Genomic DNA, 12,533 nt, shown 5'->3' with positions numbered 1-12,533 from the left:
AACTTCGTGGCCAACGACAGCGCTCGGATCTTCCCTGATAGCAGGCGCTTTACTGGCTCGCCTATTGAACTCTCGCGAGTTGTCATTCCCGTAGGGGTTGATGGTGACGTTCCGTGATCTCCTGCGGCGTAGCGGCTCCATGCTCCACCGCTTTCCCGAAGGAGCCGGGCGGTGGTCTTGTCGTGGTAGCCGAGGGCGTCGGCGACGACAGGGGCAGGCATCTCCAGGAGTTGCTGCCGGACGGCGGCGCCGCGGCCGGCGGCCGCTGGGATGCCGATCTCTCTGAGAAGCGCAGACAAATGGTCGGGGCGGCAGGGCTGGCCTGCTCGGCGGCCAGGGAACATCCAGCGAGAGGCGCGGTTGGTGGCGGTGTTCATGTTGTCGCGGTCCTCGATGTAGGCCAGGAGCAGGGATGCGACCGGTTCGGGGACGGGCGAGGGCGGCTCTCCGAGCCGTAGGAGAAGGGCTTCTCCGTCGCGGAGCAGGTCGTCGGTGGTGAGCCGGACGACCCGCGTAAGGGGTTGCGCGTAGAGGAGCACGATGATGCCAGCGACACGCAGAAGTTGGGGAACGTCAGCATCGATGAGCAGGCGACGGAGGGCAGCGAGGCGCTCGTTCTCGGTCATGGGGGTTCGGCGGGAGATCTTCATCGGGGGTAGAGACAGTGATCGTGAGCACTGACGGCTCTTCTTGGCCCAGGTGAGAAAGGCTCGTAGCCGTTTGCGGGTATGTTCGGTGTTCTGGGCATGCCAGGCGTCAATGTCGCTCTGGCGGCAAGAGGCGAGCGTGCGGTCGCGCTTGTCGAGCCCTCGTTCTATACGGTTCCCCAAAAGGCGCGCAGCAGATCGCGGGCGGAGACGGAGACCTGGTCGGCGACGTCATCCGTCGGCGTGGGCCGGCACGCCTCCAGCTCCGTTGGTGTCAACGGCGGCGTGTAGCCGTTGGGCGGCAGCTGCTCGGCGATCGCCACAGGCGGTGCGCTGCGACCACGACTATCTCCCCTCCGGCTGTCAAGTCCCGATATTTCGCGACATGACAGCAGTTCTTTCGAACAGCTCTACTGGAGGCGACTTCGAGCACGGTAACGAACGGGCGCGGGGTCGCCTCCCGCCCTCCGGCGGTGGCACCGACCTGAGGCTGCCGCTTGGTGGGCGCCGAGCGAGCAGCTGACGTTCGGGGTCGTCACCGACAACGAAACGGCAGCCGGGCAAATACAGAGAACGGGGAGACCTATGGGATGGGGATTGGGCGACATTGCCGACGCCGTCTCCGACGTTGCCTCCGGGGCCGGCGGCCTGGTCGAAGATGCCGTCGACACCGCCACCGACCTCGTCGAGGGGGCCGTCGACGAAGTCCTGGACACCGCGGGCGGTTGGCTGGGGGACGCCAACGGGTGGCTATGCGCCAACGGACCCAGCTGGCTGTGTCATACGAGCAACGTCGTGCTAGGAGGCATCCGAGGCCTCGTCAACAACGCTTCCGACCTCGTCGAAGACGCAGCCGACCTGCTGAGAGACGGCGGAGCGATCGTCGCAGACGTGCTGCGCGGCGACTTCTGCAAACTGGTGAACGATCTCGGCAATCTCGGGGTCGATGCCCTCGACGCCGGCGTCGACCTCACACGCACAGTGACGGGCGGCTACATCGTGGGCGGGTGGCTGGATGCCCGCGACCGTGAGCACCTTCGCCGATTCATCGATCAGCGCCTCGAGCAGAAGTTCAGCAGCGACCTCCCGACGCTGGAGAAGATCCGCGAGCACATCGGCCTGGACCGAGCCTCGTACGGACTGCCGCTCAAGGCCGAACACTACGTGTGGCGGCTTGACAGCATCAACGCCAAGCTCGCCGAATGGCACCACGAAGGCACCCTCGACCTGTACGCGCTGGCGCATCTCTTCAGCGATCGCGACACCTGCGAACTCTGGAACCTCACCGGCCCCGCCGCCCGCACCGTCGTCAAGTTCGTCGATGAGAACGGCGTCGAGGGCACCGGACCCATCCGCCGCTCTCAACTGCGGAAATACATCGACAGCAACGGCGCCACGGGACGCATCCGCGTCTACGCCATGAAAGATCGGGTCGTCGCCCACAAGACGAACATCGCCACCAAGAAGTGCAAGCGCATCGGCGTCGACCTGAACTGGAATTCCAGCGAACGGTTCCCGCAGTTCGGCCAGTACGCCGTCCGAGACATCACCGAACGCGACGAGTACCTGTTCCGCGTAGAACTCGCAGCCAACGGGGTGAGCGTGAACACCGACCTCGGCGACTACCTTCGCAACGCCGGGCTACGCGCGACGAACCCCGGCCCGCGCTCTCCCGAGGAGTGCATCATCGTCGCCATCGGCGCCTTCCGCTACACCTCAGACAAGCTGCTGGGCGCCTGCAGCGGCCGCAGTATCGCCGAAGGCGCCACCTGTACAACGCCGCCTGACCGTACCGATCCCTGCTGCGTGACCGTCCATCGAAGCGGCGGCTCAGGGGTCATCCACCGCGACGTTTCACCGTTCAAGGTCTTCGAGTACGCCCTGGTCCATGAAATCGGACACTACCTGGGGCTGTGTCACAGCGGTCACGACAGCCCGGCGCACATCATGTGGGTTTCACGCACGCAAGGATGGGTCGGGTGGAGCCTGCTTGGCTACTACGCCAACAGCGGCCCCTACTTCACGCGGGCTGACGGCGAGAACGTCTGGCGGTTCCTGATCGACCAGATGCCGCAGTGCCTTGCCGCCGACCACTCCGTACGGCCTCCGAGAACCCCGCAGCTGATGTAGCTCGACCGCATCATCCACGTGAAGGACGCGGGGTGGTGGGCCTGGTGCTCGGGTTCCGGGCACCAGGCCGGGGTCACCGGGTCGCTAGGCGGTCAGGTGGCGCTCCCACCAGTCGAGGATGGCCTCGAAGCGGGCCACCCGGTGGGACGGCAGCCCCGAGCGCGACATCTCGTGCCCTTCGCCGGGGAACAGCAGCATCTCGGTCTCCACCCCGCGCAGCTTCAGCGCCACGAACAGCCGTTGCGCCTGCTCGACGGGGCACCGCCAGTCGTGCTCCGAGTGGATGATCAGGAACGGCAGGTCGATGCCGGACGCGTGGCTGAGCGGGCTGAGCTCCGCCCACCCGGCGGGGTCGGCCCCGTAGAGGTCGAGCGCGAACGCCCAGCCGATGTCGCTGGAGCCGTGGAAGCTGTCGATCGCGTTGACGGCCCGCTCGCTGATCGCCGCCCGGAACCGGTCGCCGTGGTGGGCGGCCAGCCACGTGGTCATGTAGCCGCCGTGCGAGCCGCCCAGCACGCCGACGCGTCCGCTGTCGAGGCCGCCGGTGGCGAGGGCTGCGTCGAGGAGGGCGAGCAGGTCGGTGGCCGAGACGGCGCCGACGTCGCCGATGACGGCCTTGCCGTGGGCCTGGCCGTAGCCGGAGGAACCGCGCGGGTTGCCCATGACGACCGCGTATCCGGCGGCGGCGTAGACCTGGGCCTCGTCGAAGACGTGCCAGCCGTACTGGGTGAAGGGGCCACCGTGGATCATCAGCAGCACGGGGTGCGGGCCGTCCCCGGTGGGGCGGACGATCCAGCCGTGCACGGGGTAGCCGTCGGGCGGGGCGGTGGTGATCTCTTCGAGGGGGAGCGGGGTGAGGGCGGCGAAGGCGGTGAGGGTGATCTCCTTGCCGTCGCGGAGGGCGACGAGCTCGCCGGCGCTGGTCTGGTCGGCGACGGTGGCGACGATGGTGCCGGCGGCGTGCGCGGGGGCGTAGACCTCGCGCGCGCCGGAGATCAGGATCTCGGGGTCGGCGCCGTCGTAGGGCACGAGCAGCAGGTCGGAGGCGCCCCGGTTCTCCGAGGGGAACAGCACGCCGTCGCCGGTGGTGGCGATGACGCCGTTGTTGGCCAGGTGGTACGGCTCGGCGGCGGTGAGGCGGCGGGGCGGGGCCGAGCCGTCGGCGGGCACGGACCAGACGCCGTAATGCTCGGCGATGAGGGTGCGGCCGGTGGGGCCGGGCGCGGCGGCCACGAAGCAGACGGTGGCGCCGTCGGGGGTGAAGCGCGGCTGGCCGGCCGACAGGGTGGTGTCGGTGATCTGGCGGAGTCCGGTGCCGTCGGGGCCGGCGAGCCAGATGTCGGCGTAGTGGGTGTGGTGGCGGGTGTCGTGCCGAGCGGCGCTGAAGGCCAGCAGGGTGCCGTCGGGGCTCCAGGCCGGGGCGTCGTGGTCGAAGTCGCCTTCGGTCACCTGGACGGCGGGCGGCACGGCGGTGCGGGAGGCGTGGGGGTCGGTGACGAAGACGTGGGAGCGCCGGTCGGTGTAGAAGCCGAGGTTGTCCAGGCGGTATTTCAGGGTGGTGATGCGCCGGGGCCGTTCCTTGTCCGGCTTGGCGTCGCCGTACCGGCCCTCTTCGGGGACGCGGGCGACGAACGCGATGCGGCGCGAGTCGGGGCTCCACACGGGTTTGCCGGCGCCCAGCGGCTGGTCGGTGACCTTCCATGGTTCACCGCCCGCGGTGGGCATGACGTGCACCTGGGGGCGGCCGCCTGATTCGGCGCGGGTGAAGGCGAGCCACTGGCCGTCGGGGGAGTAGGTGGGTTCGGCGTCCCTGCGTCCGGCGGTGAGCTGCCGGGGTGGGTCGCCGCCGTCGGTAGGCACCAGCCAGAGCTCGCCGCGGTATTCGTCGGCGTCGAGGTCGGGCCGGGTCACGGCGACGACCGCGTGGGTGCCGTCGGGGGACACGGTCGGGGTGCCGAGCGTGTGCAGAAGGGAGATATCTGCGGGTTTCATGGCCGAGACCCTATCTGCCGGGCCTCGGCGGCGACGGCGTTGCGGAGGTCCCGGATGCCGGGGCGGCCGCGGAGCGGGTGGACGGCGTTGGTGAGCAGGACGACGGTCAGCCGGTGGGCCGGGTCGACGATCAGCGAGGTGCCGGTGAACCCGGAGTGCCCGTAGGCGTCGGTGAGCGGGCCGACGATGCCGGGGTCGCCGATGCGGACGCCGAGGCCGTGGCGGAAGGGGGCGTCCTGGACGGGGTGCTCGCGGGTCATCTCGCCGGTGAGGGGAAGGGCGCCGAGGCGCAGCGCCTCGCCGAAGCGGAGCAGGTCGTCGGCGGTGGAGAAGAGGCCGGCGTGCCCGGCGACGCCGCCGAGGGAGTGGGCGGTCTCGTCGTGCACCTCGCCGAGGGCGCGGTGGCATTCGGTCTTGGCGATGCGGGCGAGGTCGGCCTGGTCGCCGGGGGCGCCGATCGGGCGGTAGCGGGTGTCGGCGAGGCCGAGCGGGGTGGTGACCCGGTCGCGGACGAGGGTGTCGAGCGGTGCGTCGCCGGCGATCTCGGCGATCCGGCCGGCGGTGATCATGCCGACGTCGGTGTACAGGTAGGGTCCGCCGACCGGCGAGGTGATGGGGGTGGCGAGGATGGTGTCGAGGCGGTCGGCCGGGGGCACGTCGTCGACGCGGTGGGTGGGCTGGAGTCCCGCGGTGTGGGTGAGCAGGTGGCGCGGGGTGATGTGGGTGCGGTGGCCGTAGTGGTCGGGCAGCCACGTGGCGGCGGGCGCGTCGAGGTCGAGGCGTCCTTCGGCGGCCAGGGACAGGATCACCGCGGTGGTGAAGATCTTGCTGACCGAGGCGAGGTCGAAGACGGAGTCGCGGCGGGCGGGGGGCCGGGCCGGGGCGAGCGTGCCCTGGGAGTCGGTGTAGCGGACGAGCTCGCCTGCCGCCGCGGCGTCGGCGATCTCACCGTCCACGGCGATCAGCGCGACGGCCGCGGGTACGACGGAGGGGGTGGCGGCGGCCAGGATGTCAGCGAGCATGCCGTACCTCTTCCAGGCGGGAGCCGTGTGATTCCAGCAGCGCCTGTGCCTCGTCGGCGTCGACGCCGTGCTCGATCATCACGACGGCGATCTTGGCCTGGCCGCCGGCGGCGTCCAGCGCCTTCCTGGCCTCCTCGGGGTCGGCGCCGGTGATGTCGCTGACCATGCGGGCGGCGCGGCCGGCCAGCTTGGTGTTCATCGCGGACATCTCGATCATCTTGTTCCCGTAGGTGCGGCCCAGCTTGATCATCGAGATGGTGGAGATCATGTTGAGCACCAGCTTCTGCGCGGTGCCGGCTTTGAGCCTGGTGGAGCCGGTCACGACCTCGGGTCCCACGACGACCTCGATGGCGTGCTCGGCGGCGGCTGACAGGGGCGTCTGGTGGTTGCACGAGAGGGCCACGGTGAGGGCGTCACGCCGGCCGGCCTCGGCCAGGGCGCCGAGGACGAACGGTGCCGTCCCGCTGGCGGAGATGCCCACGACGGAGTCGAGCCGGCCGACGTCGAGGTCGGCCAGGGCCCGCTGGCCGGCGGGGAAGTCGTCCTCGGCGCCTTCCACGGACCTGGTCAGCGCGGGCCGGCCGCCCGCGATGACGCCCTGGACGAGCGAGGGGTCGGTGCCGAAGGTGGGTGGGCACTCCGAGGCGTCGAGGACGGCCAGGCGGCCGGAGGTGCCCGCGCCGACGTACAGCAGCCTGCCTCCGGCCTGCATGCGCGTGGCGATCGCGTCGATGGCGGTGGTGATGGCGGGCAGGGCCGCGCCGACCGCGGCGGGCACGGTGGCGTCCGCCTGGTTCATCAACTGGGCGATCTCCGAGGTCGGCAGCCGGTCGATCTGGCTGTAGCGCGGATCGCTCTGCTCCGTGGACAGCTCGGGGAGTCGATCAATCATGACGCTAATTTCCACCTTTGGCATCTCGTATGCAAATAAGCTTCAGGTATGTCTTACGTACGTACCGGAGCCGAACGGCTGGCCATGGATCCAGGCCTCGTGACCGGCGACCGGCTTGGCCTGATCACCAACCAGACCGGAGTGCTGAGCGATCTGACTCCCACGCCCACAGTCCTGCGCGGCCTGACCGCCCTGTTCAGCCCTGAACACGGCATCAGAGGCACGGCGCAGGCCGGGTTCAGCGAAGGCGGGGGAGAGTGTTACGGCCTGCCCGTCCACGACACCTACCAGAAGACGGGGGCGGAGCTGGACGGCCTGGTGGCCGCCTCGGGTGTCGACACCCTGGTGTTCGACCTGTTCGACGTGGGTGCGCGCTTCTACACCTACGTCTGGACGATGAAGGATCTGATGGAGTCGGCCAGGCGGCTCGGTGTCGGCTTCGTCGTGCTGGACCGGCCCAACCCGATCGGCGGGACCGTGGCGGAGGGCCCGCCGCTGGACATGGCGTTCGCCAGCCCCGTGGGCGGCGCGGCCGTTCCCGCCAGGCACGGGCTGACGGTGGGAGAGCTGGCGCGGCTGCTCGACCCCGAGGTGCGGGTGATCACGATGGAGGGCTGGCACAGGGACCTGCCGTTCGCAGAGACGGGACTGCCGTGGGTGATGCCATCGGTGAACATGCCCACGCTCGACACCGCGCTCGTCTATCCGGGCACCGGGCTCGTCGAGGGCACGAACCTGTCGGAGGGGCGCGGCACGACCCGGCCCTTCGAGCTCGTCGGCGCGCCGTACCTGGACGACAGGTTCGCGCCGGCGCTCAACGAGCTCGGACTGCCGGGCGTGCGCTTTCGCGACCTGTGGTTCACCCCGACCTTCAGCAAGCACGCCGGTGCCGCCGTCCGGGGGGTGCAGCTGCACGTCACCGACCCGCGGGCGTTCCGGCCGGTGTTCACCGCGGTGTCGCTGATCCACGTGGCGCGCTCGCAGCATCCCGAGGAGTTCGCGACCAACGACTTCCTCGACCACCTGTGGGGGTCCGACACGCTGCGGCGCTGCCTGGAGGCAGGACAGGACCCGCGCGGGCTGTGCCCGGAGCCCACCCTCCCCCGGGGTGAGCTGCTCTACCGGTGATCTCAACGCAGATCGCGCCGGTAGAGCCAGAAGACCCGCTCTGCTCGCGCGCCCACGGCGCGCGAGTAGAAGCGGAGCGGGCCCACCCAGCCGATCTGCGTCTCGGTCAGGCCCGCGGCGTGCTGGTCGGCCAGGCAGCGGCGCAGCAGCCTGCCGCCCACGCCGAGACCGCGCGCCGCGGGGGCGGTGCCCATCGGGCCGAACCACAGCGGCCTGGCGCCCCAGGCCGCGAAGGCGACGATCTCGCCCTCGAGCGTGGCGTAGTGCAGGCCGGTGGCGTTGGCCGCCTCCCAGGCCCAGTTCGCGTTCCACTCCCGCTCGGCGAAGGCGGCCACGCGCGCGCGGTCCTCGCCGGAGGCGGCGGTGTGCAGTTCGACGCCGGGCCGCAGCGGCGGCTCCTCCTCGGCGGCGACGGGCAGCCGGGCGGTCATGTTCCAGGCGACGTGATAGCGCTCGTAGCCGGCGCTCTCGGCCAGGCACGCGGCGGCGGTGTAGCGCACGTCGATGCCGGGCCAGGCGTAGGCCGGCGGGTTGCCGGCGAAGCGCGCCTGCGTCGCCCCCTCGGCACGCAACCACGTCTCGGCGGCGGCGACCAGCTCGCGCCCGCGTCCCTTGCCCTGGGCGTCCGGGTGGACGGCCAGCAGGTCGATGTGCCCGATCGTCGGGTCGCGCTCCGACAGCGAGACCATGACGAGGCCGCCGTCGGTGGTCAGCGCCTTCCACCTGCGGGTGGGAGGCGGCGACATGAGCCGGTCGACCAGGGCGGGAGCCTCGGCGGCGTCGAAGGTGAGCGCCGCGCGCGCGATCTCGCGCGGCCCTGTCATCCGCGCTCCACATGGGTGGCCACGACGCTGCGCCGCTGGGGGTGGAAGCAGGCGTGCCGCTGCGGGACGTCGCCGGTGATGCCGAGCACGGGACGGCTCGCCTCGCACTCGGCCGTCCTGAACGGGCAGCGCCTGGCGAACAGGCAGCCGGCGTCCTGGTGGCTCTCGTCCAGCGACTCGGTCGGCACCACCGGCTCGGCGCCCGGCACCTCCAGGCCGTGCAGCACGGGGATGGCCGACAGCAGCGACTGGGTGTAGGGGTGGACGGGGTCGGCGATGATCGTGTCGACCGGGCCGCGCTCGATGACCTGGCCGCGGTAGATGACGTACAGCTCGCCGTCGTCGCCGATGTAGCGGGCGGTGGCCACGTCGTGGGTGATGAACAGCACGCTCACCCCGAGGCTCTCCCGCAGGTCCTTCAGCAGCGCCAGGATGCCGAGGCGGAGCGACACGTCGATCATGGAGGTGGCCTCGTCGGCGACGAGCATCTCGGGGTCGACGGTCAGCGCGCGGGCGATGACCACGCGCTGGCGCATGCCGCCCGACAGCTGGTGCGGGTAGCGGCCGAGCACGGAGGCCGGGTCCAGGCCGACCAGGGACAGCACCTCGGCGGCGCGCGCCTCGATCCACGACTTCGGCCTGCCGGTTTGCCTGGCGCGCAGCTCGAGCGGGGCCTGGAGCGTCTGGTGGATGGTCCTGGTCGGGTTCAGCGCCGAGTAGGGGTCCTGGTGGATCATCTGGATCTTGCGGAAGTGCGGCTGCCTGGCCTTCGGCTTCAGCGACGACATCTCCACGCCGTCGATGCTGATCTGGCCGTCGTCGTAGCTCTCCAGTCCCGCGATGATCCTGCCGAGCGTCGTCTTGCCGCAGCCGGACTCGCCGATGAAGGAGGCCGCGCCGCCCTTGGGGATCTCGAAGTCGACCCCGCGCAGGGCCTGCACGGTCCGTCCCGACAGGACGCTTCCCCGCTGCTTGAAGGTCTTGGTGATGCCCTTGCCGCTGATCATGCGTTTTCCTTCACCTTGACCGCGTGGCAGGCGACGATCCGGTCCCCGTGCGGCAGCGCCTCGGGGTCGGCGGTCTCGCAGACGTCCATGCGCAGGGCGCAGCGCTCCCTGAACACGCATCCCTCCTTCGGCACGGTGGCCAGCGTGGGCGGCCGGCCTGGCAGGGCCTGCGCCTCGTTGATGTCGCCGGTCAGGCGGGGGATGGCCTTGATCAGGCCGCGCGTGTAGGGGTGCTGGGGGTCGGCGAGCACCTGGCGGGTGGGGCCCTGCTCGACCAGCCGCCCGCCGTACATGACCGCCAGCCGGTCGGCGACCTCGGCCACCACGCCGATGTCGTGGGTGATGACCATGGTGGTCAGCCCGCGCTCGGCGTGGACCTCGCGGATGATCCGCAGGATCGTCGCCTGGGTGATCATGTCGAGCGCGGTGGTGGGCTCGTCGAGCACGACCACGTGGGCGTTGAGCACCAGCGCCAGCATGATGCCGACGCGCTGGCGCATGCCGCCCGACAGCTCGTGCTGGTGGGAGTCGAGCACCCGCGCGCCGTCCAGGCCCATGCGGGCCAGCAGGTCCTTGGCGTCCTTCACCAGGCCCCGCAGGTCCTCGACGCCGTGGGAGCGGCCGAGGTCGAGCAGCTGCTTGCCGACGGTCTTGAGCGGGTTCAGCGAGTTCTGCGCGGCCTGGAAGACGTAGCCGATGTGGGCGCCGCGCGCCTTGCGCAGCCGCTCGCCCTCCAAGGTGACCACGTCGCCCAGGTCGTCGATCTCGACGCTGCCCGCGCTGATCCGCCCGGGCGGCTGCACCGCGTTGAGCAGGGAGAACGCCAGCGTGGACTTGCCGGAGCCGGATTCGCCGACGATGCCGGTGATCGTGCCGGCGGGCAGTTCCATGCTGACGTTCCTGACGGCGGGCAGCTCGCCCGCCGAGGTCTTGTAGACGACCGTGAGGCCGTCGATGCGCACGCCCGGCGCCTGCTTTGCCACTTCCTACTACTCCTCGCGCAGCCGGGGGTTGAAGATCTCGTCCATGGCGTCGACCACGAGCACGATCCCGAGCGTCAGCAGCAGGATCGCCAGCAGCGGCGCCAGCAGGTAGCCGAGCGCGGTCGGCGTGATCATGGCGCCGGCCTGGAAGACGGCGAGGTTGAGCATGACGCCCCAGTTGTCGGACTCGTACGGGAGCACGCCCAGGAAGAACAGACCGACCTGCGCGTAGACGGCGCCGGTCACCGCGATGAGCATGTTCATCGCGATGTAGGGAGCCATGCTCGGCAGCAGCTCCTTGCTGACGATGTGCGTGGTGGACAGGCCGAGGCCGCGCGCCGCCTCGATGAAGCCGCGCTCCCGCAGAGAAAGGGTCTGCGCGCGTACGGCACGCGCCACACCGCCCCAGCCGAGCAGGCCGAGCACCAGCCCCATCTGGATCGGGTTGCCGAACTTCCACACCGTCGCCAGCACCAGCAGCAGCGGCAGGCCGGGAATGGTGAGCTTCATGTCGGTGATCCGCATGAGCACCGTGTCCCAGCGGCCCCGCCTGAAGCCGGAGTAGAGGCCGAGCGCGGTGCCGAAGACCACCGTGATGAGGGCGGTCACCGCGGCGCTGAGCAGCACGTAGCGCGAGCCGGTGATGACCAGCGCGAGCACGTCCCTGCCCTGCGGGTCGGTGCCGAACCAGTGCTGCCAGCTCGGCGGCTGGGTGATGGCGTCGGGGTTGTCCGGCAGCGGGCTCGGGAAGAACATCGGCCCGAAGACGCCCATGAACGCGAAGCCCAGGATGATGATCACCCCGGCCATGCGGCTGGGCTTGCGCTTCATCACGCGCCAGACGCCGTACCAGAAGTTGCGGCGGATGGTCGCCGTGCTGCTCTCCAGCACGATGGCGCTCATCGTCCCCCCTCCCCGCTGCGCACCCGCGGGTCGATCACGGTGTAGAACAGGTCGGCCACGATGTTGGCCACGACGACCGACACGGTGATCAGCAGGAACGCGCCGCCCATCAGGGCGTAGTCGCGCAGGGTGATGCTGTCGATGAGCAGCCACCCGAGGCCCGGATAGTTGAAGATCTTCTCGATGAAGACCGCGCCGCCGAGCAGCAGACCGAGCGAGAGCGCCAGGATCGTGAACAGCGGCAGGATCGCGTTGCGCGCGACGTACCTGAAGATGATCGACCGCTTCATCCCGCGTAGTTCGGCGGCCAGGATGAAGTCGTCGCCGAGCACCGTGACGACGCTCGACTTCATGGCCAGGATCCAGCCGCCGTAGGCCGACAGCGCGTAGGTCGCGACCGGCAGTACGGCGTGTTCGGCCAGGGAGCCGAGGTAGCCGGCGTTGAAGCCGGGCTCGAACAGGATGTCCACCGGGCCGTCCGCCGGCAGGATCGGGATCAGCGTCGCGAAGATGACCACCAGCAGCATCGCCAGCACGTACTGCGGGATGCCGTGCAGCAGCGAGCCGGAGATGGCCAGCGCGTCACCCAGCTTGCCGGTGCGCTTGATGGCCGCGTACACGCCCAGGATCACCCCGACCAGGAAGCTGAGCAGGGTGCCGAGCAGCACCGGTAGAACGGTCCACTTGGCCGCGTCCGTCAGGACGTCGAGGACGGGCGTCCCCGGCCTGGTGACCGAGACGCCGAGGTCGAAGCGGAGCAGGCCGCCCATGTAGTCGACGTACTGCTCCCACATCGTGCCCGAGGGCAGGAAGCCGTACATCACCTTGGTGGCCTGCATGGCCGCCTCCGGCGACATGCCCCCCTCGACGAGCTTCTCGTAACGGGCGGCGACGGGGTCGCCGGGGATGTTGTTGACGATGAAGAAGCTGATCGAGGCGACCACGAGGATCATGACGATCCCGCGGGCCAGGTGGCCCGCGAGTCGCCGAGCGATAACCGTCATG

12 protein-coding genes are annotated in these 12,533 nt (G+C 70.2%); 2 read left to right on the top strand and 10 right to left on the bottom strand.

Features of this window, described 5'->3' with window-relative positions; genetic code table 11:
- The coding region (locus tag ACWENQ_RS27070; protein ID WP_452416772.1) for a hypothetical protein at positions 1 to 626 on the bottom strand (626 nt) is incomplete at its 3' end.
- A gap of 188 nt (positions 627 to 814) precedes the next feature.
- A complete protein-coding gene (locus ACWENQ_RS27065; protein ID WP_452416771.1) occupies positions 815 to 970 on the bottom strand; it encodes a hypothetical protein in 156 nt (51 codons plus the stop codon).
- A gap of 274 nt (positions 971 to 1,244) precedes the next feature.
- Here ACWENQ_RS27065 and ACWENQ_RS27060 point away from each other — a divergent pair, with 274 nt between their 5' ends.
- Positions 1,245 to 2,777 carry a hypothetical protein gene (locus ACWENQ_RS27060; protein ID WP_452416770.1) on the top strand — a complete coding sequence of 511 codons (1,533 nt, stop codon included), beginning with the start codon at positions 1,245 to 1,247 and terminating at the stop codon, positions 2,775 to 2,777.
- An 84-nt stretch (positions 2,778 to 2,861) separates the two neighbouring features.
- Here the strand turns inward: ACWENQ_RS27060 and ACWENQ_RS27055 are convergent, their stop codons facing one another.
- Genes ACWENQ_RS27055 through murQ form a run of 3 tightly spaced genes read right to left on the bottom strand, consistent with a single transcriptional unit; the run spans position 2,862 to position 6,683 of the window.
- Positions 2,862 to 4,769: a S9 family peptidase gene (locus ACWENQ_RS27055; RefSeq protein ID WP_452416768.1), complete on the bottom strand. Its 1,908-nt coding sequence runs from the start codon at positions 4,767 to 4,769 to the stop codon at positions 2,862 to 2,864.
- Positions 4,766 to 5,791, bottom strand: coding sequence for a serine hydrolase domain-containing protein (locus tag ACWENQ_RS27050; RefSeq protein ID WP_449925831.1), 1,026 nt, complete (start codon positions 5,789 to 5,791; stop codon positions 4,766 to 4,768). Before ACWENQ_RS27050 ends, ACWENQ_RS27055 begins: the two co-directional genes overlap by 4 nt.
- The gene (gene murQ, locus ACWENQ_RS27045; RefSeq protein WP_449925834.1) at positions 5,781 to 6,683 is read right to left on the bottom strand and encodes an N-acetylmuramic acid 6-phosphate etherase; all 903 of its coding nucleotides are present in this window, start codon (positions 6,681 to 6,683) and stop codon (positions 5,781 to 5,783) included. Before murQ ends, ACWENQ_RS27050 begins: the two co-directional genes overlap by 11 nt.
- Positions 6,684 to 6,731: 48 nt before the next feature.
- On the opposite strand from murQ, the gene ACWENQ_RS27040 reads away from it, so the two are divergent.
- Positions 6,732 to 7,811: an exo-beta-N-acetylmuramidase NamZ family protein gene (locus tag ACWENQ_RS27040; RefSeq protein WP_354920937.1), complete on the top strand. Its 1,080-nt coding sequence runs from the start codon at positions 6,732 to 6,734 to the stop codon at positions 7,809 to 7,811.
- 2 nt (positions 7,812 to 7,813) lie between these two features.
- Here ACWENQ_RS27040 and ACWENQ_RS27035 read toward each other — a convergent pair whose 3' ends face one another.
- Genes ACWENQ_RS27035 through ACWENQ_RS27015 form a run of 5 tightly spaced genes read right to left on the bottom strand, consistent with a single transcriptional unit; the run spans position 7,814 to position 12,532 of the window.
- On the bottom strand, positions 7,814 to 8,635 hold the full coding sequence (locus ACWENQ_RS27035; protein WP_449925839.1) for a GNAT family N-acetyltransferase: 822 nt from the start codon (positions 8,633 to 8,635) through the stop codon (positions 7,814 to 7,816).
- On the bottom strand, positions 8,632 to 9,642 hold the full coding sequence (locus tag ACWENQ_RS27030; protein WP_449925842.1) for an ABC transporter ATP-binding protein: 1,011 nt from the start codon (positions 9,640 to 9,642) through the stop codon (positions 8,632 to 8,634). Before ACWENQ_RS27030 ends, ACWENQ_RS27035 begins: the two co-directional genes overlap by 4 nt.
- Entirely contained in the window at positions 9,639 to 10,625 is a 987-nt protein-coding gene (locus ACWENQ_RS27025; RefSeq protein ID WP_452416767.1) for an ABC transporter ATP-binding protein, read from the bottom strand. The genes ACWENQ_RS27030 and ACWENQ_RS27025 overlap by 4 nt, the downstream gene beginning before the upstream one ends.
- A gap of 6 nt (positions 10,626 to 10,631) precedes the next feature.
- Positions 10,632 to 11,528 carry an ABC transporter permease gene (locus ACWENQ_RS27020; RefSeq protein ID WP_354920925.1) on the bottom strand — a complete coding sequence of 299 codons (897 nt, stop codon included), beginning with the start codon at positions 11,526 to 11,528 and terminating at the stop codon, positions 10,632 to 10,634.
- Positions 11,525 to 12,532, bottom strand: a complete 1,008-nt coding sequence (locus ACWENQ_RS27015) for an ABC transporter permease (RefSeq protein WP_354920922.1) — start codon at positions 12,530 to 12,532, stop codon at positions 11,525 to 11,527. The genes ACWENQ_RS27020 and ACWENQ_RS27015 overlap by 4 nt, the downstream gene beginning before the upstream one ends.
- Position 12,533 lies beyond the last annotated feature (1 nt).

The sequence above is a fragment of the Nonomuraea sp. NPDC004354 genome (genome assembly GCF_053602555.1).
This window is presented reverse-complemented; position numbering and strand designations above follow the sequence as displayed.

Bases quoted from the DNA above. Each gene is read 5' to 3' on its own strand.
- ACWENQ_RS27040 (WP_354920937.1), top strand. From the start codon at position 6,732: ATGTCTTACGTACGTACCGGAGCCGAACGGCTGGCCATGGATCCAGGC.
- murQ (WP_449925834.1), bottom strand. From the start codon at position 6,683: ATGATTGATCGACTCCCCGAGCTGTCCACGGAGCAGAGCGATCCGCGC.
- ACWENQ_RS27050 (WP_449925831.1), bottom strand. From the start codon at position 5,791: ATGCTCGCTGACATCCTGGCCGCCGCCACCCCCTCCGTCGTACCCGCG.
- ACWENQ_RS27035 (WP_449925839.1), bottom strand. From the start codon at position 8,635: ATGACAGGGCCGCGCGAGATCGCGCGCGCGGCGCTCACCTTCGACGCC.
- ACWENQ_RS27030 (WP_449925842.1), bottom strand. From the start codon at position 9,642: ATGATCAGCGGCAAGGGCATCACCAAGACCTTCAAGCAGCGGGGAAGC.
- ACWENQ_RS27020 (WP_354920925.1), bottom strand. From the start codon at position 11,528: ATGAGCGCCATCGTGCTGGAGAGCAGCACGGCGACCATCCGCCGCAAC.
- ACWENQ_RS27015 (WP_354920922.1), bottom strand. From the start codon at position 12,532: ATGACGGTTATCGCTCGGCGACTCGCGGGCCACCTGGCCCGCGGGATC.
- ACWENQ_RS27055 (WP_452416768.1), bottom strand. From the start codon at position 4,769: ATGAAACCCGCAGATATCTCCCTTCTGCACACGCTCGGCACCCCGACC.